This is a genomic window from Hujiaoplasma nucleasis, assembly GCF_013745115.1.
GTDB classification, from domain to species: Bacteria; Bacillota_I; Bacilli_A; order Izemoplasmatales; family Hujiaoplasmataceae; genus Hujiaoplasma; species Hujiaoplasma nucleasis.
The window spans coordinates 521,436-548,408 of record NZ_CP051151.1 but is presented as its reverse complement, the minus strand read 5'-3'; the positions used below and the strand labels follow the sequence as shown (position 1 = coordinate 548,408).

Genomic DNA, 26,973 nt, shown 5'->3' with positions numbered 1-26,973 from the left:
GGGAAATGAAAAGAAAAAAAATGTTACTTGTTTTTATGATGTTTTTTGCTGTTGGTGCTTTGGTTGCTTGTGCAGACCAAACAACAGAATCAACTACAATTGAATCAACTACAGTTGAGCCAACAACTCTTGAACCAACAACAGAAGAACCAACAACTGAACAAGTTCAAATTGAAGATTTAGTTCTTGATCAGATGGCTGATGTTCACAGATTAAATACCATTTATATTGAAGATGGCGAAGTTTATACCAAAGGTGAAAACAAAAATGGCCAATTAGGAGCTGGTGATTTTGTTGAACACCAAGGTTTTGTAGAAATCACAGATGCTTTTGCTTTGACTGATGATCAAATTATTTCTGTAGCTTTAGGTGAATACCATGCCTTAGCCTTAAGTGGAAAAGGTCAAGTATTTGCTTGGGGACATAATGCTTATGGAAAACTAGGTTTGCCTAGTGGTAGTAACCATTCTCTACCTGTTAACATTACCAATGAATTTAATCTAAATGTAGATGAACAAATTATCTATATAGCCGTTGGTAGAGACCATAATGCAGTGATTACCAGTGAAGGAAGAGTCTTTACTTGGGGTGTTAATGCTTATGGTCAATTAGGAACTGGAGAAAAAAATAACCCTTGGGAAGAAACCATTTATATGCCGCAAGATATTACTCAAGCTTTTGACTTAGCTGATGATGATTTTATCATTAAGATAGAACTTGGTAATAACCATTCAATGGCTTTATCTTATCTTGGACAAGTTTTTGTTTGGGGTTCTAATGAAGTTGGACAATTAGGTGTGGAAGATGAAGAAGTCCTAGTGCCTACCAAAATTACCCATATATTCTCTGTGTCACCAGAAACCATCATTGATATATCAGTGGGTTATAATCACTCAGGTGTTTTATCTTCAAATAATCGTGTTTTTGTATTTGGAGATAATATGTTTAATCAATTGGGTGTGACTGATTTAACACATTCAAGTGAACCTCTTGAAATAAGTGATGCTGTGAATGGGGTTGGCAATATTGTAAAACTTAATTTTAACCATGATTCTTCTGCAGTGATTGGACAAACCGGAACCTATGTATTTGGTTATAATTTTAATTATCAATTAGGCTTAGAGAATAATGCTTTAGTTCAAATTCCGACATTGTTAGTTAATCAAGCTTTTAAAGATCAAACCATCATTGATATGGTCATAGCTAAGGAAGTTTATCTTGTCATCTATGAAGATGGTTCTTTTGAAAGTTACGGACCTTTTTAAAATTTATTATATCTAGACACGTTCTCATGAACGTGTCTTTTTTTTGATTACAAGTCTTGTTTTCTTGAAAGTCATAAGATTTTATAATGAAAAATATAGATGAAAGTTGTATAATGAATATTGAGGTGATTAATATGATTTATTTAGATTATTCTGCGACCACACCTGTATCAAGAAAAGTTTTAGAAGAAGATGCCTTGTTTCATCAGCGTTCTTTCGCTAATTGTAATTCTATCCATGCCTTAGGTAAAGCAGCCTTAGAAGAAGTTGATAAAGCCACAAATACAATCCTAGATAAATTAAATTTAAAGGATTACTCAATCACTTATACATCAGGCGCAACTGAGTCTAATAATTTGGCTTTAAAGGGTATTGCTTATATAAATAAAGAACAGGGTAAACATATCATCACCACAGCTTTTGAACATGGTTCTATCGTATCTTGTTTAAATTATTTGGCCAACCAAGGTTTTGAAATAGATATTGTTGATATTGATGACCAAGGTCAAGTTGATTTAAGGCACTTACAATCCTTGATCACTGATCAAACCATACTTGTAAGTATAGGTGCAGTTAATTCTGAATTAGGAATCATTCAAGACCTAAAAAAAATAAAAGATATCACAAGTCAATATCCTAATATCACTTTTCATAGTGATATGACTCAGGCTGTTGGAAAAATCAAGACAGATTTTTCTGTGGTTGATTTGCTATCTTTTTCAGGACATAAAATTTATGGCTTTAAGGGTATAGGTGCCTTAATACACCGTAAAAACATTGACTTAAGACCGCTTATCCATGGGGGTAAATCACTTTCTAAATATCGGGGAGGAACGCCACCAACATCTTTAATCTATTCTTTGGCCATTGCTTTAGAAGATATTTATAAAAACTTTGAAGAAAAAGAAGAAAAAGTTAAGAAATTAAATTTATATTTAAGAAATCAGTTAAAAACCATTAAAAATGTCTTTATTAACTCACCTATGAATGCCTTAGCCAATATCTTAAATTTCTCATTAATTTCATCAACTTCTCACCAAGTCCAAAAATACTTGTCTGATAAAGAGATTTATGTTTCAACTACTTCAGCTTGTTCTTCAAACCAAGGCTTTTCAAGAGTGGTTAAGGTCTTAACCAAGGATGACTTAAGAAGTCAATCTTCCATTAGGGTCTCTATATCACATTTAAGTGAAAAAACTGAAATTGATGCCTTAATTAATGCTTTGGAGGCTTATGATGAAAGTTGTTAGAATTAGTGCGATTTGGTGCATGTCTTGTTTAGTGATGAAAAAAAGATATGATGAATTTTTTAAAAGTTTTGATATTGATCAAGTCCTTGACTTAGATTTTGATGAAGATGATATTGAAACTTATCAAGTTGGGAATATTTTACCCCTTGTCATTTTTTATCAAGATCAAAAAGAAGTCTTGAGAATTGTTGGAGAAAAATCTAAAAAAGAATTAAATCAATTATCTAATCAATACCTTAGCGTTTTTAAATGCTAAGGTTTTTTAATATGATATAATAGTCCTGGAGGTTGAAAATGAAAAAATTAAAAAAACCTATTGAAAATATCTTAGAATCTTATCAAGAAACGACCATTAAAAAAGATCATTGTTCTTGTAAGATACCTCAAAATGAAGAAGTTAGGAAAATCATCCGTTTAACCAAAGAAATTATCTTTCCAGGTTATTTTTCTACCAAACACTTAACAGAAACATCCAATAAATCAACCACAAAAAGATTGGTGAAAAAACTACATAAAATTTTAAAAAGACAAATAAAATATGCTTTATTATATTTAGCTGATGAAGAGAAAAGTAAACAAATAGCCAAAGCATCATGTGTCTTATGTATAGATTTTATCAATCGAATTCCTAAAATAAGAGAATTAGTCTACAAGGATGTAGAAGCTCATTATTTAGGAGATCCAGCTGCTTTTAACCGAGATCAAGTCATAATTTCTTATCCAGGATTATATGCAACAGTCATTTATCGGATGGCCAATGAATTAGATGATTTAGGCGTCAAAGTGATTCCAAGAATGATGAGTGAATATGCCCATAGGGTGACTGGCATTGATATTAATCCTAAGGCGAAAATTGGTGAATATTTCTTTATGGACCATGGGACTGGTATTGTGATTGGTGAAACCAGTGAAATAGGACATCATGTTAAAATTTATCAAGGTGTAACCCTAGGGGCAATGTCTTTAAGAAAAGGTCAAGCCTTAAAGGGTATTAAACGTCATCCTACCATTGGTAACCATGTTACGATTTATGCAGGAGCTTCTATCTTGGGTGGACAATCTGTAATAGGTGATTATTCAATTATTGGGGCCAATGTCTTCATTACAGGATCAATTCCAAAAAAATCAATAGTATCAATGAAACAAATGGAATTAGAAACAAGGGAGAACAGAGTCGATGAGTCTATATGATAATATCTTAGAAACCATAGGGAACACCCCTCTTGTTAGATTACATCAATTTGAAGAAGCATTTGATTTAAAGAATCAAATTTATGCCAAACTTGAAAGTTTTAATCCGGGTAATAATGTAAAAACAAGGCCTGCTTACCAAATGATTTCGCAATTATATAAAAGTAAAATCATGACCAAGGATTCTATTATTGTTGAAGCGACTTCAGGGAATACTGGGATAGGCTTAGCAATGATGGGTGCTTATTTTAAAAATAAAACCATCATCGTCATGCCAGAAAAAGTATCTAAAGAACGGATAGATCTTATTAAACATTACGGTGGTCAAGTCATCCTAACTCCGGCAGAACAAGGAATTCAAGGTTCTAAAAACAAAGCCAATGAACTGGCTGAGAATCCCTTAGTGGTGATTCCAAGTCAATTTGAAAACCAAGAAAATCCAAGGGCTCATTATTTACATACAGGCAAGGAACTCTTAGATGATCTTCCAGATATTGATTATATTTTTATTGGTGTTGGTACTGGAGGCACTATCTCTGGTATTGGCCAATACTTTAATGAACATTCATCGAAAACGAAGATTATTGCTATTGAACCTAGTGAGTCTCAAGTCTTGCAGGGTCAAGCTGCTCATCCCCATAAGATAGCTGGTATATCACCAGGATTTATTCCGGAAAATTATCGTTCTGCTTATGTGGACCAAGTGGTCTCTGTTTCCAGTGAGGAAGCTTGGAAAATGACAAAATGTTTTGTGCCTTTAGAAGCAATTTCTATAGGTATATCTTCAGGCGCCGCTTTACAAGCGGCTGTAAATTATATAAAAAAAGAGAAAATTATCAATAAGAATATAGTCGTTATTTGTCCTGATTCAGGGGAAAAATACTTTTCTACAGGTGTCTTTGAATAAATTAAATATTTTTTAGCACTTAACCCTTGACACTGCTAAAATATGTGTTATAATATAATTGTCACTCGAAGTAGTAGAGTGCTAATATAATTATAAAGGGGGAATGAAAAATGGCAAACATTATTAAGAGAAACAATGCTTTATCATTTTTCGATGATTTCTTTGATGACTTCTTCACACCAAACAAAAGAAACCAATCATGCATGAAAACAGATATTTTAGACAAAGACAATGAGTATGAGTTACAAATTGATGTACCTGGCTTTTCAAAAGAAGATATTAAAATCTCTTTAGACAATGGTTATTTAACTGTTGAAGCTCAAGTAGAAAAAACTCAAGAAAACAAAAACACTCATTACCTTAAAAGAGAACGCTATGTTGGCGCATCTGCAAGATCATTCTATGTTGGTGAAGATATTTCTGAAGAAGATATACAAGCAAATTATGATAAAGGCATGTTAAAACTTACTGTTCCTAAACAAGGAACCAATGTTAAAGAAAAGAAATACATAGAAATTCAATAATTAAAAATGATAGGGTTTAATTCCCCTATCATTTTTTTTGCTTTAAAAGAGTTTTTGATTTTATTTGAATATGGTATAATCATTATGGTGAATTTATGAATACATATTTAAGACAAAAATTTATACTCATAGGTATTTTTATATTTTTTTATTATGTGATTGAGATAATCGCTTTTTTATGGATTGGATTTTCTGTTTTTCCCCGATCTTTTTTAGTTGACTTCATCTTTGTGGCGATTGTTTCTTTGCCCATACTGATTATTCCTTCACATAAGTGGTCAATTATTTACATGTCTGTTTGGCTCTTTTTTGTTAATGCCCTATTTGTGACCAATGCCAATACATTCAATGCATATTTTGAGTTATTTACCTTAGAACAGTTTAAATTGCTTGGTGAAGCCACTGATATCTTAAACTTCACTTATATGTCTGTGACTGCCTTTATTGTTTTTTTTGTTTTAATTGGTCTTTTTGTTTATTTAATGAAATACTTGAATAAGAATTTATTTATTGAAAGAATTCAAATTCATAAAAAACATTATTTTAATGTTTTGGCATTATTTACGCTTTTGATTTTTTCTTTAGTCATGATCTTTTCTACCCAAGAATTTGAAACTTTTTATGAATATAATGAAGACCAAACCCTAACGACTTTGAAAAGAGAATCTATGAAACGTTATGGCTTGTTGGCTTATTATTATAAAGAAGCAGAACTTATTTATTTTAGAAATGAACCTAGTGATGGTTTTAAATATATTTATACACCTAATAAAGAAACCAGGTATTTTGGTTTGTTAGAAGGTTATAATGTCTTTACCATTATGATTGAATCAGGTGAAGAATACGCTATTAATGAAGTCTTAACACCGAATTTATATCTTATGATGAACCAAGGTTTATATTTAGAAAACCACTATTCTGAGAATAAAACCAATGTGTCTGAAGTGATTGGTATGATAGGACACTATCCACCCAATACTTTTGATTCATTACTTTATGATTATGAATTTGAATCATCTTTACCTTTGATATTATCTGACCAATATGAAACTGCATATTTCCACGATAATTATCCTGTTTTTTATTCAAGAGGAGAAATCTATTCAATGCTTGGATTTGAACACCTTTATTTCCATGATGACTTATATCCTGATGAAGCACGTTGGGAGTGGGATGGGAATTTAACCCTAGATTCTCTAACCGCTGAGAAGATAGTTGAAAACATGTTTGTGACAGATGATCCTTTTTATTATTTTTGGACCACACTATTAACCCACGGTCCTTATGATGAGGGTGACCTAAATAGACAAAAATTTATTGATTTAGGTTATTATGCTCAAATAGACCAAGCTGAAGCTAATGGTGATTGGGTAAGTCCAATAGCTTCTTATCAAGAAAGTGACGCTGATGTAATCCATCAAAAGATGAAATATTACCAAGCTGCGATGATGGACTTCGATAAGGGTTTAGGCTTAATTATGGATGCTTTAAAAGCCCAAGGTGAATATGATAATACCTTATTTGTAATATATGGTGACCATACGGCCTACTATGAAAAGTTCAATCATATTGTTTTAGATAATGATAATATTGATGAACCTTATTATGAAATGGAATTATATACCACACTTGGCTTATTATATAATCAAAAACTAACGGATACCTATCTTTTAAGCAATAATTCTAATCGTATTTCAAAAGTATCATCACCTTATATGATTGTCCCTACTGTTCTTGACCTTTTGGGCCATTCTTACAATCAAAATTTTATGATTGGAGACTCTTTATTTAATAAGTTAGAACATGTCTTTTATTCTCATAAATTAACCACTTTCTTTACAGATCGTTTATATTCAGATAATGGTTATGATATAGTCTTTCAAAAGGGGATTGTCTCAGATACTTATTTGGAGGAATTTACTTATCAATCCAATAGAATTATCGAAAAGTTACAATGGATTAATGATTATTATATATATACAAGAAAACCAAAAGCGAACTAGTTCATTTTGAACTAGTTTTTTTGATTTTTGATTTATAAGACAAGGCCAACGTGATATAATAAAATAGGGTGATCATGAAGTGAAACAAAGACTTGTTTTTTCGGAGAACTACGCAAAAATCAATCATTTATTAAATCTTGCACAAACAAAAGACTTTCAAACTTACAAGTATAAAAACGGATTAATGCCTTTAACACAAGTTAAAAACAATTATCCGTTTTTTATCTATGAACATTATCAAATTTCTCCGGACTTATCGAAAAGGTTGATCCCCTATTTTGATTACATTAAGATGGATGAAAATTATCATAATCATAAACTGATACTTTTACAAAAAATAAAAAAATCTTTACTAGAACATAAAGTGCTTATTCAAGAAAATCTGAATCAATATGATAAAATTTTAGTCTTAGACAAGGCTTTTGTTCCTAAGGGTATAAGGGTAGATGAAGAAATTAATTTCATTAAGGCCATAGATACAGATATTGAAGTTTTCCAAAGCAAAGATGTTAATGAACAAGTCTATGCTTGTTTTGAAAAGGTTATTTCCTTAATTGAAATGCAAGTGCCTTTATCACAAATAAAAATTGTCAATACCAATTCAGAAGATGATTATCATTTACAAAGGCTTTTTAACGATGCTAATGTTCCTTTATCCATTAGAAAACCTGTAAGTATTCAACAATACCCGCTTTATAAAGACATCAAGATGTCTTTAATCAACCATGGCTTAGAAGAAACTAAAAATCTCTTGTTAGACTTAAGATTTCAACATAATGACTTAGTCAATGCCTGCATCCATCACTTTAATTTATATCTTGATTCAGATATTCAAAAGCATTTGGATGTTTTTATCCATCAATTAGACCAAGTCAAAATTAATCCAAAAAGACTTAAGAATGCTGTTGAAATTATTGAAGTAGATCAAATCACAGATTTAAATCATCATTATTTAATGATGAATTATATGGATGAGGTTTTCCCTAGAAAAGATATCGATAATGATTATTTATCAAACAAAGAGAAAGAAATCATCAATTATCCAAGGTCTGAAGATATCAATCAATATAGAATCCATGCTTATGAACACTTATTCAATGGCTTGAAGAATTTATATTTGTTTTACCCAAAAGTTACCATTGATGAAACCAGACTCGCTAATTTAAAATTATCAAGAAGATATAAGGAAATTAAATACAAGTACTTAGTCAAAGAAGAATCCTACCTGCCTACTGATGATCTTTTAAGATATGCCAGTCATAAGGACTTAAAAGATAATTATATGATTGAAAAAGAAGATTATCCTATTTTAAAGAATCATTATCAGTCATTATATCGTCCCTTCAACAAGCAATTTACAGGCATATACCCAGAAGATTTACAAGCTTTACTTAAGAAAAAATACACTATCACCGGGACCAAGATAGAGACCTATAAACTCTGTCCTTTTCAGTATCTTCTAAAGTACTTATTAGATTTTGAAGAATTTGAAGATAATCATTATTTATATTTTGGCAATAAAATTCATCAGTCTTTAGAAAATCTAGTCAAAAATTCATCATATGATTATGTATCTATGATCAATGATTCTACTGATTTTCCTGAAGATATCCAATATAAAAAGAATTTATACCAAGAAATTTTAATTGAAAATATTGATAAAATATCAAAAGTTGTCTTAGATTTTATAGAGCATTCAGCTTATAAGAAAATCTTAACAGAATATAAGTTTTCTGAAAAAATCAAAGAAGAAGATCAATTTTTAATCAATGGTATTATTGATAAGGTTATGATTGATGAAGAAACAGGACATTATATAATTGTTGATTATAAATATTCTCAAAAGTCCTTTTCAATGAAAGAAATGGAAAAAGGACAAAAATTACAGTTACCTTTTTATCTATATGTCTTTAACAAAAACCATGATTTAAAAGCAAGTGGTATTTTCTATCGACAATCCGGGGTTAAAAAAGAAAAGGCTGACCAAGAAGCTGATTATCGTATGAATGGTGTCTTTTTAAATGATGCCAATCAAATGCGCCGCTTAGACCCCCAAGAAAAACATATTAAATCATTAAAATTCACCAATCAAGGCTTATGGAATTATGGGTCTAATATTAGTGAATCTGATTTTGATAAAATGATGGATTTAATGGAAAACATGATTTATCAAACAAGTGCCTTGATTGAAAAAGGTCATTTTCCTATAGAACCTAATATAGGTGATATGGATCAAAAAGAAGCTAAATCATGCCGCTATTGTTCATTTGCCCACCTATGTTATTCAAAGAATCAAATCATTGAGGAGCCTACAGATGATCTATACCAAACATCAGAATAAAGCCATCAATCATGAAGGAGAAAATATCCTTGTTTCTGCCAGCGCTGGTTCAGGTAAAACCGGTGTCTTAAAAGCTCGGGTATTAAGAAAGTTAAATGATGGAGTTGATATTGATCAACTCATTATTTTAACTTTTACTGAAGCCGCTGCGGCTGAAATGAAATCAAGAATTATTGATGAATTAAAGAAAAACCATATGGATCATCAATTGGTAAAACTTGATAATGCAATTATCTCTACTTTTGATGCCTTTACTTTAAGATTGGTTAGAGAATATCATTACTTATTAAAACTACCCGCAGACATTCAAATTTCAGATACCTTATTAATTCAAATGGAGTCTGATATAATTCTTCAAGAAGTTATTAAAGATTTTTACTTAGAAAATACTCAAGAATTTAGACAATTGGTTAAATTGTTATTTTCTGGTAATGACCATTTTCTCGAACAAGGCATTTTAAATCTTGCTAGAGCCTTTAAAAAAATTCCGAATTACTTTGCATTCATTGAATCTTATGATCAACATTTCAAGCCTTCTATGCTTGAAAAAGCCTATGATGAATTTTTTGCTTTTATACACCAAGACTTACAAGTAATAAGAGATAAATTTTATGATTATTATCAAGATAATTACCGGTCTTATTCTCTTGATTGTGATCTTTATCTTGATCAATGCTTATCTATTTATAATGCCTTGGCCAAGGAAGAAGACCCACAAACAATCATGGACTTATTGGATGAGTTTTTTTTGCCAAGAAAACCTGTTAAACCTAGAAACACTGATGATTGGTTAGAATCTTTTGATCAAGGTAAAAAACTGATTAAAAAGATTAAAGAAGAAATACAAGCTAGTCAATTAGGCCAAGACAAGGCCTATATAAAAACCTGGGAAAATACTTTAGACAGGGTTCAAGTCATTTTAAAGATGACCCATCAATATTTATTAAAATTAAGACAAGTTCAAATTCAAAAAAATCTATATTCCTTTGATGATATCATGGCTTTTGCCATTGACTTGTTTAAAAATCATCAAGATATTCGTCAAAAATATCAAGAAAATATTAATGAAATTTTAATCGATGAATATCAAGATACCAATGATTTACAAGATTATTTGATATCTTTGATTGCCAATAATAATGTTTTTATGGTTGGAGATGTTAAACAATCCATCTATCGTTTTAGGGATGCCAATCCTAAAAACTTCATGCGTATCCTTGAAGAGTATCAAAAAATGAATCAAGGTATGGCGATTAACTTAATAGAGAATTTTAGATCCAATAAATATGTACTAGAAAAAATTAATGATATGTTCCTAGAAATCATGACCATAGACAAGGGTGGGGTTAATTATTCTGATAACCATCAACTTGTATCGGGTTATGATGATGACTTTGGATTAAATCAAAAGAACGATCCACTTCATATCCATTACTATGACCCTAAAACCATTAAAATCAAACAAGAAGACTTAAGCAAAGACCAAATAGAAGCCCATATCGTGGCTAAAGATATACTTAGAAAAATGAAAAAAAGACAAAGGATTTTTACAGGCAAAGCATATCGTCCTATCGAGTATTCAGATATCACCATATTAGTTGATAGGAAAAATGCTTTTGACACTTACGCTAAGGTTTTAGGTGCTTATCAAATACCTGTAGATATCTATGATAAAACATCATTTATTCAATCAGAGGAAATGATTTTTATCCATCAATTTTTAATTTTGCTAAATAAGTTAAGAAATAATGATTCTCAAGCCTTTAAACAAAGTTTATATGCAGTCGCAAGATCTTTTGTTTATGGTATTCCTGACCAAGAAATCATTCATTTTTTAATAAGCACTAAGGCTGACATACAAGCTTTTTTAAAGGATCAAACTTTTGATCTAATAAAAAATGATTTATTAAGTTTATTAGAATTCATTAACATTAAGCCCAATGTGAATTTGATTGATATGATTTATCAAAAAACCAAAATATATGAAAAAATAGCTTATTTAGATAAGCCTAAAAATAGGGCTAAGAAATTAGAATATTTTAGACATTTAATTGGTTCACAAAAAGAAAAGAAATTTGAAGATATGATCGATTACTTAGCTTTTATTGACCAAAGAAGTGATTTAGATATAGAATATAAGGAAAGTAAGGAAAATATCCAAGCCATTAAACTCATGAGTATTCATCAGTCAAAAGGCTTACAGTTTCCTGTGCTTTATATGATTGGCTTATCTAAGAAATTTAACTTTACTGAAAATAAAGAAGTCTTTAATTTCTCACCTGATTATGGTATTTTAACTTATTCAAATGATCAAGGAATCTATCGTAATTTCTTAGAAAGATTATTTTTTAAGAAAGCCAAAGCAGAAGATAGTTCTGAAAAAATTAGATTATTCTATGTGGCTTTAACCAGAGCTAAAGAAGAAATAAATTTAGTCTTAGAAGCCAAAGAAGAATTAAATCTTGTAAAAACAACCTACAATAATTATCTAGAGATGCTTTATGATGCTTATCATTTAGAACCTACAGATATCATCATGGATATTGAAAATCCTGAAATTCAAGTGACTTCAGATCAAGACTATCAACAAAAATCCATTTCTTACAAAAAATTTGATTTTACTGAAGATATCATTGATCAAGGAAGTTATTCAAAAGCAGAAAATACCTTCTTTACTGATCAAGTTAAAGTTGCTTTAAACTATGGACAAAATATCCATAGTCTCTTAGAATCTATTGATTTTAACCATTTAGATCAAAGCATGGATACTTTACCTGAAAATATTAGAAAAAGTATGATAGTTTTAAGTGATTCATCTTTATTTAAATCTTTAAAAGAACCTACTTTTTATAAAGAATATGAATTTATCGATCAAGAATCAGATCAATTAAGACAAGGTATTATAGACTTATTAATTATGGATATAGATAAGGTTATTATCATTGACTATAAGTTAAAAAATATTGATGATTTAGCTTATTATGACCAATTAAAGGGCTATGAATCTTACTTAAAAAAAATGACAGATAAGCCAATTTATGGGTATTTATACTCATTAATAGACCAAGAATTAAAGCAAATGATTTGAGGTATTTATGGAAGCATTAATCAAAGCTAAAGAACAATTTCATGCTAAAAAGTATAAAGAAAGTTTTTCTTTATTTAAAAACCTTAGCCCTGATGCAGAAGCAAGCTATTTTTTAGGCTTGCATTATTTACATGGTTTAGGGGTTAAACAAAGTGATGATAAGGCATTTTCTTATTTTAAAAAATCTTGGGAAGGCTTATTTCATGAAGGTATATACATGTTGGGTATGTGTTACCAAGAAGGTATAGGGGTCAAAGTTGACTTAAATCAAGCCTTTAAACTCTATCAAGCTGCTAGAGATTCTATCAACGCTAAAATCAAGTTAGCTCAATTTTATGAAGAGGGTATCATCGTTCCTAAAGATCTTGTTAAAGCCATAAGACTTTATAATGATTGTCAAAAACAAGGACATGCTTACGCGATGTATAAAATAGGAAGATTTTATTTAAGTGGTGAGGGTTTAAAACAAAATATGAATCAAGGTTACCAATGGCTTCAAAAAGCCTTGGCGGAAAATCATGTTTTAGCTGTCAATTATTTCCGGATGATAGGGTCCAAACCTTCAACTGATTTTAGGTCTACGGATGATATACTAAGACAAGCCAAGTCAGCCATCGATAAAAAACAAGTCGAGTATGCCATGTCTTTTTTAGAATTGGCTATTAAAGAGGAATCAGTTGAAGCTTTAATGATTTTGGTTGATCAATATATCCAAGGAAATTTATTTGAAAAAGATTTGGAAAAAGCCTTTAAATTATTATTAAAACACCAATCATTAGATCATAAAGACATTGACTATCGTTTGGCATATTTTTATGAGCATGGCTTAGGAACTGTGTCTTCATATTACAAGGCAGCTTTATTTTATGAAAAAGCTGCCAATAAGGGTCATTATGAAGCTAAAGAAGCCTTGCTTGAATTGAGGGGGTATTGATATGAGGAAAACACCCAAAGATTTAAATGATTTAGGTGATAAGGCTTTTTATGGAATCAATCAAGAAAAAAACATAGAATTGGCTTACACCTATTATAAAGAAGCAGCTGATATGAATAATCCTGTGGGTTTATATAATTTAGGGCTTTATTACTATGTTAAAGAAGATTATAAAAAGGCTTTTAAACTCTTTAAAAAGGCAACTGATTTATCTTATTCACCAGCATATATGAAACTCTTTGATATGTATTTTTATGGCAATGGGGTCCATAAGTCTTACAAGAAAGCTTTTAAATATGTAAAAGCAGCTGCGGATACCCATGATGTTGAAGTTTACCATAAACTCGCAAGGATGTATGAAGAAGGTATTGGTGTTAAAAGCAACCTTGAAAAAGCTTTTGAATACTATAATTTATCTGCTTCTAACAATCAAGTCAATGGTATGTATGGTTTAGCCTTGCTTTATTTTAAACAAAAAAACAAAGATAAGGAACATGAAACCGCTTATTATTGGTTGGATAAAGCAGCTCATATGCACCATGTACCATCCATAAAAAAGATGATTGAAATGTATGATCAACCCCATGAGTATTTAAGTAAAAAATCATCCTTATATTTGGACGAAATGAAGTTTCATTATCAAGAAATTTTGGCTAAGACCAAAGACCTTGATGCCTTAATCTTAGTCGCTAAAGCCTATGAAGAAGGTAGGACTTACTTACAGGTTAATTATCAAAAAGCCTTTGAATATTATCGAATATTACATGAATTAGAAGTAGTGGAAGGTTACTTAGGTTTAGGTAAGGCTTACCTTTATGGCTTAGGGACTTCCAAAGATTATGATATGGCTAAAGATTATTTAGAAATCGCTGCTTCGAGAAATAATGGGCAAGCCAAAAGCTTATTAGGAGATATCTACCGGAATGGCTGGGGAGTAAAAGCAGATTATCAATTGGCCAAGGAACATTATATTGGAGCTGCCGAAGAGAATCAAGTAGATGCCTTAGTGCATTTAAGTTTAATGCATTACCGGAAACAGATTCATCATGCCAATCCCCTTCAAGCATTTACTTATATAGAAAGGGCATGTAAACAAGAGAGTCCTAAGGCTTACTTTTGGTTGGGTTTGTATTATGAACTTGGTATTGGCGTTGATCAAGATTATAACCAAAGTATTGAAGCCTATAAGAAAGCCATTCAATTAGGCAATAATGCTTCAAGGTATAAATTGGCTTATTTACTCTATCGGAATTTAAAAAAACAGTCCATATCCAAACGAAAAACTGACCAAATTTTTGAAGAAATAAAAATACTCTTATTGACCTATATCGAAACCGTTGATTCAGACAATCGTTTAAAAGCCATGTATTTATTGGCTGATATCTTTAAAGATCCAATCTATTCAAAATCATCTCCAAAGATTTCTCGTTATTATTACGAATTGGCAGCTGAAAACGGCTATAGTAAAGCCATGAATAGACTCTATGAAATTTATATAGAAGAAGATATACAAACAGCTCTTGCTTGGCTTCAAAAAGCTTGTGATTCTGGCTTGGATGGTGAAGCTTATTACATCATGTCTCTTATATACGAACAAGGTTTACATGGCATGACTAAAGACCATGTTAAAGCTGAAAAGTTTTTAGCCATGTCAGCGAAATTAAACAATAAATTAGCCTTAGAAAAAATAACTTTTGAAGGAGAATCAAATGGATATTCAAACACTTAAAGAAGCATGGTGGCTTTACCTTATTGGTGTCTTAGTATCATTGTTTATTATCGGTGGTGCTTTATTCTTTGCGAAAAAAGCATACATTAGATCTAAAGAATTAAAGATGGGCAAAGAAATGATTAAAAAAACAGTGATTTCATCTGTATCATTTTCTATATTGCCATCCATTGGTATCTTTATTGGTGTTATCACCATGGCAGGACTTTTAGGTATTCCCTTGCCTTGGGTTAGATTATCTGTTTTAGGGGCCTTACACTATGAACTATTAGCTGTAAAAATAGCGACAGATGGAATCACAGTCTTAAGTTTAAATATTGAAGATTTTGTGACCATAGCCTTTGTGATGACTATTGCTATTATCTGGGGCGCTTTATTTACCTTGTTTTTCTTTAAAAAATACCAATCCAAGGTTATTGATAAAGTTGATACTTCCAATAAAAAATCTTTTGCTAATTTATTGTTTCAATCAGTCTTTATTGGCTTAGTATCTGCCTTTTTTGGTGATGCTTTTTCTAAGATATTTTCTTATGATATCAAAGAAATTCAAAATGGACTATATACAGGAAACGAAATAGAAGGATCAACCTTTGTGCCAATCATCGTTTTTGTTTCTGCCTTTATTTTTATGGCGGCCTTTGATTATCTCATTCAAAAGAAAAAAATGACTTGGTTGGAAAATATTCAATTATCCTTATCAATGGTTATGGCCATGACTCTGGCTGTTCTTTTAGGCATAGGAGGTATCTACTAATGGATTATCGTTCTAAGATGCATTTCTATGGTCGTATATTTACAGTTTTAGGTATTTTTGTGATGTTTTTAATTCCTGTGGTGACTTGGATAGTGACGGGTATTGGTCCTGATTTTACTAGGGTCGCAACAGGTGTCCTTGCCTTATCGATAATCTTTTTACCTGGGGGTATTGTTGAAGTATTAACCTATGGACCTATTTTAGGGACATCTGGTACTTATTTAGCTTTTATTACTGGGAATTTAGTTAATTTAAAAATACCCTGTGTAATGAATGCAAGAGAAATAGCTAAAACCCAAATTAATACTGAAGAAAATGAAGTCATCTCTACCATCGCTGTTGCTTCATCAACGGTGACGACTATTTTGATTATGGGTTTAGGTGTTTTAATGCTCTTACCCTTAAAACCTATTTTAGAATCAGAACTTTTAAAACCTGCTTTTAACTGGGTTATTTCAGCCTTATTTGGTGCTTTAGCTTATAAGTATTTTAAAGGACATATTAAGTACACCATAGCACCTATGGTGGTTGTCATTGTTTTATCAATCTTTATACCTGACTTTGTACAAGCTAATGTCGTGATTGTAATATTAATCGCCGCAATCATTGCAATTGTATTTGCAAGACTTATTTATAATAAAGAAATGAAAAAAGGAGAAGTCCAATGATCTTTGTATATATATTGGCTGCTTTATTAATACTATTTTTTTCGATTGCTTTTATAAGGTTTTTATTGATCAAAGAAGATCACATTCAAGAACCAGCTGAAATAGACCAAAGTCAAGCAAAAAAGTATGCTTTAGGTCTAGCGAAGATGATACAAGTCAAAAGCTTATCCTATGATTCTAAGCTTAATAATGAGGCTGCCTTTATTGAATTAAAAGAAGTTATGGTTTCATTATTCCCTAAGGTTTTTGAAACTATGGAAAGAATGGATTTTCCTGGACAAGGTTTGTTAATGCATTGGCCAGGGAAAAATCAAAATAAACCAATTGTATTAATGAGCCACTTAGATGTGGTTGATGTGGAAGAAAAAGCTTGGGATTACCCACCATTTTCTGGCACAATCAAAGAGGGTCAAATTTATGGTAGGGGTTCTTTAGATACCAAGTCAACGGTCTTTGCTTTTTATCAAGCCTGTGAAGACTTAATCAATCAAGCTTATATCCCTGATCAAGATATCTATTTATACTCTTCAACCAATGAAGAAACATCAGGTCCAGGGGCAGGATATGCAGTTGAATACTTAAAGGAAAAAAATATTCATCCTTATATGGTTTTAGATGAAGGTGGGGCTATTGTTACCAACGCTTTACCCAGTGTCAAACAAGCCTTAGCCATGGTGGGGATCCTTGAAAAAGGATATGCCAATATTAAGTTAAGTGCAAAGTCTTTGGGTGGACATTCATCAACACCTCCCAAAAATACCCCTCTTGTTCGATTATCTAAGTTGGTGAGTGATATAGAAGACCATTTTCCTTTTAAAAGTCAAATGATTCCTGAGGTCCAAGCTATCTTCGAAAAAGCAGGCCCTTACATGAAGGGAATTCTAAGATTTATGTTTGTCAATCTTTGGCTTTTTAAACCTTTGATTGTAAATTTATTACCCAAAGTAAGTCCTTATGGTAGGGCCTTACTATCTACCACCATTGCTTTTACCATGGCCAAGGCCAGTGATCAAGCCAATGTGATTCCATCAGAGGCTTATATAATTGCTAATTTAAGGACCCATCCTATTCAAAATGTGAATGAATCTTTTAAGGTTATTGAAGACTTGGCCAAAAAATATCAAGTTGAAGTTGAACTTTTAGAACATAGAGAGGCTTCAGCCATGACGGACATCAATTCTGAAGCCTATCAATATCTAGAAGAAATGATTAAATTATCATTTAAAGACGTTGATGTATCACCTTATGTCATGTTGGGCGGAACAGATTCAAGATTTTTCAATGATATTTCTTCAGGTGTTTTAAGATTTTCACCCATTAGAATGGATCAAAGTGAATTATCAAAAATGCATGGACATAATGAATCTATTAAAATTTCAACCTTAGTTGAAGCTGTGCAATTTTATCAAAATATTATAAAAAATCACCATTAGGAGGCTCATATGAATTTTCCAAAAAATGACTTTAATAAAATATCATGTAGGGACGCTAATATTGATAAGCATTACTTATATGAAATGTTAGAAAAAATCAATAGAGAAAAAATTAATATCCACCAAATGCATTTAAGCTATCAAGGTTCAATGATTTTTGAAATGTATGCTGATGGTAAGAAAGATCAACTAGAAAATGTATATTCAGTATCTAAATCTTTTACCTCTATAGCTATTGGTATACTCATTGATAAGGGTTTATTAAAACTGGATGATTATGTCTTGTTGTATTTTAGTGAAGACTTAAAAAAATACGATCCAGGATATGAAAAGTTACAATTAAAACATTTATTAACCATGACCTCAGGTCAAAAAACAGATCGTTTTCATGGTTTAACACCTCAACATAATCCTATAGAAATTTATTTTAATACAGAACTTGCTTATGAACCTGGTCTTCATTTTGCTTATTCAAATTTTGATTCTTTAATATTGTCTGCCATTGTCACTAAAACTACCGGTAAATTATTGGATGATTTTCTTCAAGAAGAATTATACTCTGTTATAGGTATAGAAAAAACTGAATGGCCACAATTTGGTGGCTACACTTTAGGCTGTACAGGTTTAAGAATTTCAGTTAAGGATATGGCAAGATTTGGTTTATTCCTTTTAAATGATGGCCAATGGGATGGAAAGCAAATTGTTTCAAAATCATATTTAAGAATGGCTAGCCAAAAACAAGTAGATACTTCTTCAGAAAAAATCAAACTCAATAAACATGGTTATGGTTATCAATTTTGGATCAATGAATTTGGTGGATATAAGGCTGCTGGCTTATACAATCAATTAATTATTATAAACAAGGAATATGAGACAGTATTTTCAATTATTGCCTATGAAGAAAGACCATTGACTGAATTATTTAGAGATTATGTTTTGGAAGGCTTTAAGTCTGCGTATAAGGAAACTCATTTATCATTAAAAGATCAAATTAAAGCCTATCAAAAACTATCATTAGAGCTTTTAGATGAAGAAGAAAAGGTAAGAAAATATTAAATTTAAGTTTTGACGAGTTTCTTTTTACTTATTAAAGGTTTTTTGGTATAATTAGAAGAGGTTTTTTTAAAAAGATTAGAGGTTATAAAGCATGGAATTAGGAAAAACAAATACTTTAAGAGTATTAAGAGAGACAGATATTTCTTATTTATTAACAGATGGTTTAGAAGAAGTTTTTTTACATAAAAAAGAAGCGCTTCAAGCCTACGAAGACCATCAAGAAATTGATGTCTTTGTTTATAAAGACAACGAAGGAAGACTGACTGCTTCGACCAAGACACCCTTGTTAGAAAAAGGGGGTTTTGCTAAATTAGAAATTGTTGGTTTAAATCCAAAATATGGTGTCTTTTTAAATTTTGGTTTGGTCAAAGATTTACTTTTAAGTTTGGATGACTTGCCCGGGACCAAAGATGAATGGCCTCAAGTGGGTGATCACTTATTTGTGACGATGAAAGAAAGTAAGGATAGGTTGTTTGCTCATATATTATCTAGAAATGAAATGAGTGATCGTTTTAGACATATTAAAAGACATGATGATATAGAAAATATCGAAATTACCATCATGTTTATATTAGAAAATGGTGTGTTGGGATATTCTGATTTAGGTCATGAAGTTTTTATTCATCGAAATAATTATCGTAGAAGACTAAGACTTGGAGAAAAGGTGAGTGTTCATATCATTCAAAAGAATGAACGAAATTTCTCAGGTCAATTGATTGAACAAAAAGAATTAATGCTTGACAATGATGCCCAAGTGATTTTAGATTATTTGAATAAAAATGATGGACTAATGAAATACACAGATAAAACAGATCCATTAATCATTTCAAAAGTATTTCATATGTCTAAATCAGCATTTAAAAGAGCATTAGGTAAATTATATAAAGAAGGACATGTTGAGTTGGAGAAGACTCAAACTAAATTAAAAAGGTGATTTTATGGGAAGAGCACACGAAGTAAGAAAAGTAGCGATGGAGAAAACCAGTAAACAAAAATCAAAATTATATTCTAAATTCGGTAAAGAAATTTATATGGCAGCTAAAACAGGTGGACCTGATTTAGACTCCAATTTAGAGTTAAAACGTTTGGTAGAAAGAGCTAAACAAAATCAAGTACCAGCCCATGTTATTGAAAAAAACATTGAAAAATCTCAAAGTGTGGGTGGAGAAGATTATTTTCCAGTAAGATATGAAGGTTTTGGTCCTGGAGGATCAACCATGATTGTTGAATGTATATCTGATAATGTTAACCGTACTGTTAGTGAAGTTAGAAATTGCTTTACTAAAATTGGTGGCAATATGGGTAAACAAAATACAGTGACCTATCAATACCAATATGTGGCTTATTTAGAATTTTCAGGTCTAAGTGAAGATGAAGCTTTAGAAGCCTTAATTATGGCTGAAGTAGATATTTCAGATATTAGGGTTGATGATGATGTGATTACCATCCTTGGAGACCAAGGAGCCTTAGATGACATTAAGGAAGCCTTACAAGCCACAGGAAAAGAATTAGAATTTTATAAAGATGAAGTCTTATGGTTACCAAATAACACCATTCAATTGTCTGAAGATGATTTAGAAAGATTTAAAAAATTTTTAGCCCTTACAGAAGATGTTGAAGACATCCAAGATGTTTATCACAATGTTGAGATAGAGGAATAAAATGAATCTTCCCAACAAGTTAACTCTAGGAAGAATGTTGATGATTATCTTATTTATCATCATCTATGTATTAAAAGATATCATAGGATCACCATATGTTTATATACTTGGAGCTATTTTTGTGATTGCGTCATTAACTGACTTCTTTGATGGTTACTTGGCAAGAAAACATAACTTGGTGACTACCTTTGGAAAATTTGTTGATCCATTGGCTGATAAACTTTTGGTCATTACAGCCTTGTTTGTCTTATCAGACATGTATGCCTTAAATGGTTTCACAATGACCTATTGGATGCCTTTTTGGGTCGTATTAATTGTGGTGATTAGAGAATTATTAGTGACCAGTATTCGGCTTGTGGCTATGGAAGATGGAACTGTTTTAGCAGCCAGCCAATTGGGAAAATATAAAACATTCTTCACCATGGCAACCATTACTTATTATTTCTTTATCATGCCTATTGATACACAAGTTATACAAATCATTGGAATAATCTTTGTGGGAATTTCAGTCTTATTGACCTTGATTTCAATGATAGATTACTTTATCAAGAATTATAAAATAATTACCAAATCAATTTAAAGAAAAATCAAAGAGCCTATGTAATATATTGATAGGCTAGGAGGATTTATGGAAAATAAGGAAAGAAGAAAAAATTTAGATGCAGCATTAAAATCAATTGAAAAAGAATACGGTAAAGGCTCAGTCATGATTCTCGGCGAAAACGAGATTATGAATGTTGAAACCATTTCTACAGGATCTTTGGCAGTTGATAGAGCCTTGGGTGTTTTTGGTTATCCTAAGGGAAGAATTATAGAAATTTATGGACCTGAATCATCAGGGAAGACAACCTTGGCATTACATGCCATCGCTGAAGCACAAAAAGCAGGTGGATACGCTGCTTTTATTGATGCTGAACATGCATTAGATGCCCAATACGCTAAACGTTTGGGTGTTAATATTGATGATCTAATCTTATCTCAACCAGATACGGGTGAACAAGCTTTAGAAATCGCAGAAGCACTTATTCGTTCAAACGCTGTGGATATGATTGTTATTGACTCTGTAGCTGCTTTGGTACCTGAAGCAGAAATTAGAGGCGAAATGGGAGATTCGCATGTTGGTTTACAAGCACGTTTAATGTCTCAGGCTATGAGAAAGCTTTCAGGGGCTTTATCAAAAAGCAAATGTATTGCCATATTCATTAATCAAATTAGAGAAAAAGTAGGAATCATGTTTGGTAACCCTGAAGTCACACCAGGGGGTAGGGCCTTAAAATTCTATGCATCTATTCGTTTAGAAATTAGAAAATCATCTCAAATTAAAGATGGTACAGATGCTATAGGTAATCAAGCAAAAGTAAAAGTTGTTAAAAATAAGGTCGCAGCTCCTTTTAAAACGACAGAAATCGATATTATATTCGGTAAGGGTATCTCTAAAACTGGGGAAATCGTTGATATAGGTGCAGAATTAGACATCATTAACAAGTCTGGAGCTTGGTATTCTTACAATGGAGACAAATTGGGTCAAGGTAGAGAAAACACCAAAACATACCTTGAACAAAACCCTGATTTATACAAGGAAATTCTTGATAAAATTATGGTTAAACTTCAAGACGATCAAGCAGAATCCCTTAAATAAAGACAAAAAAAGTGCTTAGGCACTTTTTTCTATTTTTCGAGGAAACCTTTTGACTAATAAGCCTATTTAATATATAATAAAATAGACAAATTGTTTATAAATATTAATGTATATAGATACAATTTAATCAAAGAAAAGGAGATAATAATATGGACGATACTGTAATTATTATTATTTCCAGTTTATTAGGTTTACTTATCGGTGGTCTTGTGGGATTCATCATTCGTGTTGCGATGGTGGAAAAAGGCTTTCAAACAGCCAAAAACCAGTCACAAGAAATAATTGACCAAGCAACTTTACAAGCGGAACGTATTAAAAAAGAAAAACTGTTAGAAGCAAAACAAGAAATTCATAATCTAAATTTAGAAAATGATAAATTATTAAAAGAAAAGCGAGAAGTCGTCGCTGTTCTTGAAAATAAGGCACATCAGCGTGAGGAAATGGCGGAGCGTAGAGCCGCAAATTTAGACAAACGTGAAGTAAATTTAGATAGAAAAGAAGAAAATTTAGAACAGAAAAAATCCGCTCTAGAAGAAAAAGACCTTGAATTGGAAAGAATAATCAAAGAACAAAATGATAAACTGTACGAGGTCGCGAACTTAAGTAATGAACAAGCGCGTGACATTATTCTTGAACGTGTTAAAGATGACATGACCAAAGAAATTGATATGTTTATCAGAGATGAAGAAGAAAAAGCAAGAAATGAAGCACAAAGAAAAGCAAGAGAAATTATAACGGGCGCTATACAAAAATTAGCTCAAGATGTTACTGCGGAAACCACAGTTTCAGTTGTAACATTACCAAATGATGAAATGAAAGGTAGAATTATTGGTAGAGAAGGACGTAACATTCGTACCTTAGAAGCCATGACTGGTGTGGATTTAATTATTGATGACACACCTGAAGCAGTCGTTCTATCAGGATTTGATCCTATTCGAAGAGAAATTGCCAAGAAAACTTTAGAAGCATTGATTGCTGATGGAAGAATCCATCCAGCAAGAATTGAAGAAATGGTTGAAAAAACAAGAGTTGAAGTTGACCAATTTATTCGGGATAAAGGGGATGAAGCTGTCTTTGAATGTGGTGTTGGCCGTGTTCATCCAGATTTAACCAAACTTATTGGACGTTTACATTTTAGATCTTCTTATGGACAAAACGCTTTAAAACACTCAATGGAAACTGCTTTCTTAGCTGGGAAAATGGCTGTTGAACTTGGTGAAAATGAAAATTTAGCAAAACGTGCTGGATTACTTCATGATATCGGTAAAGCTGTTGACCATGAAATGGAAGGATCACATGTTGATATTGGTATTTCCATTGCAAAAAGGCATAATGAACCATTGGCTGTCTTAGATGCTATTGGATCTCATCATGGAGACCATGAAGCCCAAACAATTATCGGTGTATTGGTAGCTGCTGCAGATGCATTATCAGCTGCTAGACCTGGAGCTAGATCGGAGTCTTTAGAAAACTATATTAACCGTTTAACTCAATTAGAAGAAATTTCTTCTAATGTTAAAGGTGTTGAACAAGCGTTCGCTATCCAAGCTGGACGTGAGGTGCGTGTCATTGTAAAACCTAACGAGGTTAATGATGAAAGAGCACATATTGTTGCTAGAGAAATAAAAAACGAAATCGAAGCTAAGCTAAGCTATCCAGGCACCATCAAAGTCACGGTTATCAGAGAAACCCGTGCAGAAGATATAGCAAAATAATTAAACTTAGCCTTCCTTTTTGGAAGGCTATCTTTTTGGAGTAAGCATGGAAATATTTGACTTATACAACAATAAAAATCAAAAAATTAATAAAGAAATCTATCGTGGCCAACCAACAAAAGAAGGCGAATATCATAAAATCGTCCAATTGTGGATTAGAAATTCAAAAAACCAGTATTTAATCCAACAAAGAAATAAAGCCTCTGATACTTATCCATATCAATGGGCACCTACTGCAGGTTGTGTAAAAAAAGGTGAAACATCAATGATGGCTGTTCTTAGAGAGGCTAAGGAAGAACTATCATTATTCATCAATTCACATGAACTCATTTTTAGAGATTCTATTATTGTCGAAGATGATTTTGCTAATCATATTATTGATGTTTATTTATTAGAAAAAGATATAGATTTAGATCAAATAATGATAGATCCTATAGAAGTAAAAGATGTCAAGTATGCAAGTAAAGATTTAATAGAACAGATGATCAAAGACTTTCAATTTTGGAACTATAAGACAGTTCATGAAAATTATTTTGATATTCTAGAAAGAAGCTAAAATGAAAATATTATTTATAGGTGATATTTATATGGAACTTGGCCAACAAGCTTTTAATAAGTATTTCCAAATGGTTAAGAGTGAGTATAAACCCCATTTCATCATCGTCAATGGCGAAAATATAGAAAAAGGCAATGGACTCAGTAAAAAAATCTATAAGGAATACTTGGAACAAGGTGTGAATGTATTTACCCTTGGTAACCATGCATTCTCTAGGAATGATGCCAGAGAAGTCTTAGATTTAGACTATGTTTGTCGACCAGCCAACTATGGGCCAGGTACACCTGGTAAAGAATGGGTTGAATATAATTATAATGGTAAAAAAATAGTGGTTATTAATTTATTAGGAAGAATCTTTATGCATGATCCAATTGATAATCCTTTTATGAAAGCTGATGAGATACTCTCAAAAATCAAAGCTGACTATATCATCCTTGACTTTCACGCTGAAGCAAGTTCAGAAAAATATGCTCTTGCCCATTATCTTGATGGTCGGGTGGATGCCGTCATAGGAACCCATACCCATGTCCCAACAGCTGATAATATGGTTTTGCCTAAAGGGACTTTATTTTTATCAGATGTGGGCATGACAGGTGCGCAATTTTCTGTCATCGGCGGAGAAATTAATCAAGCCATTAGAAAATTCGTTTCAGGCATGCCTGAAAGGGTAAAACCTGAAAGTGCTTCACCCTTACAATTTAATGCTTGTATCATGGATTTAGACTTAAAAACAATAGAAAGAATTAACATATTCGAGGGGAGAAACTATGGAAAAACTTCATAAACCAGATCTTAAACTTGCTAGAAAAAGATCTAAAGAACATATAGAAACAAAAGAATATCAAAAAACAGAAATCATTAACCTAGGTCTAGGTAAAAAATATTTAATTCAAACCCATGGATGTCAAGCCAATGAAGCTGATACAGAAGTCCTTGCAGGTTTATTAGAAGATCAAGCCTTTACAAAAACTGATATTATTGAGGAAACAGATGTCTTAATTATTAATACCTGTGCCATAAGAGAAAATGCAGAAAATAAGGTTTTTGGTGAATTAGGAAGACTTAAAAGTTATAAAAAAGTTAATCCTAATATGATCATTGCCGTGGCTGGTTGTATGCCTCAAGAAGAAGCTGTTGTTGAGAGAATACTCAATAAATACAAACATGTTGATATTGTATTTGGTACTCACAATGTCTCGCAATTCATTGAATACTTACACTATGTCATGGTTGAAAAGAAGCGCTTGATTGAAGTCTTCTCTAAAGAAGGAGACATTATTGAAAACCTTCCTCAAGCAAGAGATCATCGTTTTAAAGCCTGGGTCAACATTATGTATGGTTGTGATGAGTTTTGTACTTACTGTATTGTACCTTATACAAGAGGTAAAGAAAGATCTAGACAAAAAGACTATATCATTAAAGAAGTTAAAAATTTAGTTAAAAGAGGTTATAAAGAAATAACACTTTTAGGTCAAAATGTAAATTCCTATGGTTTAGATTTTGATAATATAGACTATAGTTTTGCTAATCTTTTAGAAGATTTAGCCAAGTTAGATGTCCCTAGAATAAAATTTACAACCTCACATCCTAAAGATTTCTCAGATGATATTATTGATATTATTTCAAAATATGACAATATTATGCCTTTTATACATCTACCTGTTCAATCAGGATCTAATTCAGTCTTAAAGAAGATGAATCGTAAGTACACTAAAGAAGAGTATCTGACTTTGGTTGAAAAAATATATGATAAAATTCCTAACGTATCATTAACCACAGATATTATTGTTGCTTTTCCTAGTGAAACAGAAGATGATTTTAAAGAGACCTTAGACTTGGTTGAAAAAGCTCGTTTTGAAGGCGCTTATACCTTTATATATTCACCAAGAAAAGGAACACCAGCCGCTTCTTATGAAAACAATATTTCTGAAGAAGAAGCCAAATCACGGTTATATCAATTAAATAAACTAGTCAATGAAGGATATTTAAGAGGCAATAAGCGTTTTGAACACCAAACAGTTAAAGTCTTAGTTGAAGGACCTTCAAAAACTAGACCAGATGTTTTATCAGGCTATACAGAAAACAATAAACTTGTTAACTTTAAAGGACCAGAATCTTTAGTAGGAAAAATCATTGAAGTATATATTGAAGAAGCAAAAACGTGGTCTTTGGACGGAATCATCAAAAATTCATAAAAATATATGGAAATCGCTAAAAATATAACCAATGTTATTGAAATATTTATTTTAATGGTGTAAA

General features: G+C 31.6%; 22 protein-coding genes and 1 pseudogene. All 23 read left to right on the top strand.

The genetic code is table 11. The features are described from left to right. The first annotated feature begins 5 nt into the window (after nt 1–5). The 23 genes and pseudogenes from HF295_RS02460 (at nt 6) to miaB (ending at nt 26,909) form a co-directional block, all read left to right on the top strand. On the top strand, nt 6–1,265 hold the full coding sequence (locus HF295_RS02460; protein WP_312032266.1) for an RCC1 domain-containing protein: 1,260 nt from the start codon (nt 6–8) through the stop codon (nt 1,263–1,265). Between the two features lie 134 nt (nt 1,266–1,399). After that, nucleotides 1,400–2,515, top strand: a complete 1,116-nt coding sequence (locus tag HF295_RS02455; protein ID WP_312032265.1) for a cysteine desulfurase family protein — start codon at nt 1,400–1,402, stop codon at nt 2,513–2,515. Then, nucleotides 2,502–2,771 carry a thioredoxin family protein gene (locus tag HF295_RS02450; RefSeq protein WP_312032264.1) on the top strand — a complete coding sequence of 90 codons (270 nt, stop codon included), beginning with the start codon at nt 2,502–2,504 and terminating at the stop codon, nt 2,769–2,771. Before HF295_RS02455 ends, HF295_RS02450 begins: the two co-directional genes overlap by 14 nt. A gap of 38 nt (nt 2,772–2,809) precedes the next feature. After that, a complete protein-coding gene (locus HF295_RS02445) occupies nt 2,810–3,706 on the top strand; it encodes a serine O-acetyltransferase (protein ID WP_312032263.1) in 897 nt (298 codons plus the stop codon). Beyond that, nucleotides 3,693–4,613, top strand: a complete 921-nt coding sequence (locus HF295_RS02440) for a PLP-dependent cysteine synthase family protein (protein ID WP_312032262.1) — start codon at nt 3,693–3,695, stop codon at nt 4,611–4,613. The genes HF295_RS02445 and HF295_RS02440 overlap by 14 nt, the downstream gene beginning before the upstream one ends. A gap of 110 nt (nt 4,614–4,723) precedes the next feature. Beyond that, the gene (locus HF295_RS02435) at nt 4,724–5,137 is read left to right on the top strand and encodes an Hsp20/alpha crystallin family protein (RefSeq protein ID WP_312032261.1); all 414 of its coding nucleotides are present in this window, start codon (nt 4,724–4,726) and stop codon (nt 5,135–5,137) included. Between the two features lie 95 nt (nt 5,138–5,232). Then, complete coding sequence (locus HF295_RS02430; RefSeq protein ID WP_312032260.1) at nt 5,233–7,140, top strand: LTA synthase family protein; 1,908 nt, start codon at nt 5,233–5,235, stop codon at nt 7,138–7,140. A gap of 79 nt (nt 7,141–7,219) precedes the next feature. Continuing rightward, entirely contained in the window at nt 7,220–9,481 is a 2,262-nt protein-coding gene (locus HF295_RS02425; protein ID WP_312032259.1) for a PD-(D/E)XK nuclease family protein, read from the top strand. Further along, the gene (locus tag HF295_RS02420; RefSeq protein ID WP_312032258.1) at nt 9,456–12,569 is read left to right on the top strand and encodes a UvrD-helicase domain-containing protein; all 3,114 of its coding nucleotides are present in this window, start codon (nt 9,456–9,458) and stop codon (nt 12,567–12,569) included. Before HF295_RS02425 ends, HF295_RS02420 begins: the two co-directional genes overlap by 26 nt. A gap of 7 nt (nt 12,570–12,576) precedes the next feature. Next, nucleotides 12,577–13,503, top strand: coding sequence for an SEL1-like repeat protein (locus HF295_RS02415; protein ID WP_312032257.1), 927 nt, complete (start codon nt 12,577–12,579; stop codon nt 13,501–13,503). Nucleotide 13,504: 1 nt separating this feature from the next. Then, nucleotides 13,505–15,232: a tetratricopeptide repeat protein gene (locus tag HF295_RS02410; RefSeq protein ID WP_312032256.1), complete on the top strand. Its 1,728-nt coding sequence runs from the start codon at nt 13,505–13,507 to the stop codon at nt 15,230–15,232. After that, nucleotides 15,213–15,986 carry a DUF5058 family protein gene (locus HF295_RS02405; RefSeq protein WP_312032255.1) on the top strand — a complete coding sequence of 258 codons (774 nt, stop codon included), beginning with the start codon at nt 15,213–15,215 and terminating at the stop codon, nt 15,984–15,986. The genes HF295_RS02410 and HF295_RS02405 overlap by 20 nt, the downstream gene beginning before the upstream one ends. Next, nucleotides 15,986–16,654, top strand: a complete 669-nt coding sequence (locus tag HF295_RS02400; RefSeq protein ID WP_312032254.1) for a hypothetical protein — start codon at nt 15,986–15,988, stop codon at nt 16,652–16,654. The genes HF295_RS02405 and HF295_RS02400 overlap by 1 nt, the downstream gene beginning before the upstream one ends. After that, nucleotides 16,651–18,087: a M20/M25/M40 family metallo-hydrolase gene (locus HF295_RS02395; RefSeq protein ID WP_312032252.1), complete on the top strand. Its 1,437-nt coding sequence runs from the start codon at nt 16,651–16,653 to the stop codon at nt 18,085–18,087. Before HF295_RS02400 ends, HF295_RS02395 begins: the two co-directional genes overlap by 4 nt. Before the next feature lie 9 nt (nt 18,088–18,096). Next, complete coding sequence (locus HF295_RS02390; RefSeq protein WP_312032251.1) at nt 18,097–19,143, top strand: serine hydrolase domain-containing protein; 1,047 nt, start codon at nt 18,097–18,099, stop codon at nt 19,141–19,143. Nucleotides 19,144–19,234: 91 nt separating this feature from the next. Continuing rightward, nucleotides 19,235–20,077, top strand: coding sequence for a S1-like domain-containing RNA-binding protein (locus HF295_RS02385; protein ID WP_312032250.1), 843 nt, complete (start codon nt 19,235–19,237; stop codon nt 20,075–20,077). Between the two features lie 4 nt (nt 20,078–20,081). Beyond that, a complete protein-coding gene (locus HF295_RS02380) occupies nt 20,082–20,804 on the top strand; it encodes a YebC/PmpR family DNA-binding transcriptional regulator (protein ID WP_312032249.1) in 723 nt (240 codons plus the stop codon). Nucleotide 20,805: 1 nt separating this feature from the next. After that, nucleotides 20,806–21,384: a CDP-diacylglycerol--glycerol-3-phosphate 3-phosphatidyltransferase gene (pgsA, locus tag HF295_RS02375; protein WP_312032247.1), complete on the top strand. Its 579-nt coding sequence runs from the start codon at nt 20,806–20,808 to the stop codon at nt 21,382–21,384. Nucleotides 21,385–21,432: 48 nt separating this feature from the next. After that, nucleotides 21,433–22,360, top strand: a pseudogene (gene recA / locus HF295_RS02370) (recombinase RecA); the annotation flags it as partial. Nucleotides 22,361–22,592: 232 nt separating this feature from the next. Then, a complete protein-coding gene (rny, locus tag HF295_RS02365; protein WP_312032245.1) occupies nt 22,593–24,158 on the top strand; it encodes a ribonuclease Y in 1,566 nt (521 codons plus the stop codon). A gap of 46 nt (nt 24,159–24,204) precedes the next feature. Continuing rightward, complete coding sequence (locus HF295_RS02360) at nt 24,205–24,714, top strand: NUDIX domain-containing protein (RefSeq protein ID WP_312032244.1); 510 nt, start codon at nt 24,205–24,207, stop codon at nt 24,712–24,714. A 1-nt stretch (nt 24,715) separates the two neighbouring features. Beyond that, the gene (locus HF295_RS02355) at nt 24,716–25,498 is read left to right on the top strand and encodes a TIGR00282 family metallophosphoesterase (RefSeq protein ID WP_312032243.1); all 783 of its coding nucleotides are present in this window, start codon (nt 24,716–24,718) and stop codon (nt 25,496–25,498) included. Beyond that, nucleotides 25,482–26,909, top strand: coding sequence for a tRNA (N6-isopentenyl adenosine(37)-C2)-methylthiotransferase MiaB (gene miaB, locus HF295_RS02350; protein ID WP_312032242.1), 1,428 nt, complete (start codon nt 25,482–25,484; stop codon nt 26,907–26,909). Before HF295_RS02355 ends, miaB begins: the two co-directional genes overlap by 17 nt. Nucleotides 26,910–26,973 lie beyond the last annotated feature (64 nt).

Coding starts and splice junctions, on each gene's coding strand:
- HF295_RS02460 (WP_312032266.1), top strand. CDS start 6: ATGAAAAGAAAAAAAATGTTACTTGTTTTTATGATGTTTTTTGCTGTT.
- HF295_RS02455 (WP_312032265.1), top strand. CDS start 1,400: ATGATTTATTTAGATTATTCTGCGACCACACCTGTATCAAGAAAAGTT.
- HF295_RS02450 (WP_312032264.1), top strand. CDS start 2,502: ATGAAAGTTGTTAGAATTAGTGCGATTTGGTGCATGTCTTGTTTAGTG.
- HF295_RS02445 (WP_312032263.1), top strand. CDS start 2,810: ATGAAAAAATTAAAAAAACCTATTGAAAATATCTTAGAATCTTATCAA.
- HF295_RS02440 (WP_312032262.1), top strand. CDS start 3,693: ATGAGTCTATATGATAATATCTTAGAAACCATAGGGAACACCCCTCTT.
- HF295_RS02435 (WP_312032261.1), top strand. CDS start 4,724: ATGGCAAACATTATTAAGAGAAACAATGCTTTATCATTTTTCGATGAT.
- HF295_RS02430 (WP_312032260.1), top strand. CDS start 5,233: ATGAATACATATTTAAGACAAAAATTTATACTCATAGGTATTTTTATA.
- HF295_RS02420 (WP_312032258.1), top strand. CDS start 9,456: ATGATCTATACCAAACATCAGAATAAAGCCATCAATCATGAAGGAGAA.
- HF295_RS02415 (WP_312032257.1), top strand. CDS start 12,577: ATGGAAGCATTAATCAAAGCTAAAGAACAATTTCATGCTAAAAAGTAT.
- HF295_RS02410 (WP_312032256.1), top strand. CDS start 13,505: ATGAGGAAAACACCCAAAGATTTAAATGATTTAGGTGATAAGGCTTTT.
- HF295_RS02405 (WP_312032255.1), top strand. CDS start 15,213: ATGGATATTCAAACACTTAAAGAAGCATGGTGGCTTTACCTTATTGGT.
- HF295_RS02400 (WP_312032254.1), top strand. CDS start 15,986: ATGGATTATCGTTCTAAGATGCATTTCTATGGTCGTATATTTACAGTT.
- HF295_RS02395 (WP_312032252.1), top strand. CDS start 16,651: ATGATCTTTGTATATATATTGGCTGCTTTATTAATACTATTTTTTTCG.
- HF295_RS02390 (WP_312032251.1), top strand. CDS start 18,097: ATGAATTTTCCAAAAAATGACTTTAATAAAATATCATGTAGGGACGCT.
- HF295_RS02385 (WP_312032250.1), top strand. CDS start 19,235: ATGGAATTAGGAAAAACAAATACTTTAAGAGTATTAAGAGAGACAGAT.
- HF295_RS02380 (WP_312032249.1), top strand. CDS start 20,082: ATGGGAAGAGCACACGAAGTAAGAAAAGTAGCGATGGAGAAAACCAGT.
- pgsA (WP_312032247.1), top strand. CDS start 20,806: ATGAATCTTCCCAACAAGTTAACTCTAGGAAGAATGTTGATGATTATC.
- rny (WP_312032245.1), top strand. CDS start 22,593: ATGGACGATACTGTAATTATTATTATTTCCAGTTTATTAGGTTTACTT.
- HF295_RS02360 (WP_312032244.1), top strand. CDS start 24,205: ATGGAAATATTTGACTTATACAACAATAAAAATCAAAAAATTAATAAA.
- HF295_RS02355 (WP_312032243.1), top strand. CDS start 24,716: ATGAAAATATTATTTATAGGTGATATTTATATGGAACTTGGCCAACAA.
- miaB (WP_312032242.1), top strand. CDS start 25,482: ATGGAAAAACTTCATAAACCAGATCTTAAACTTGCTAGAAAAAGATCT.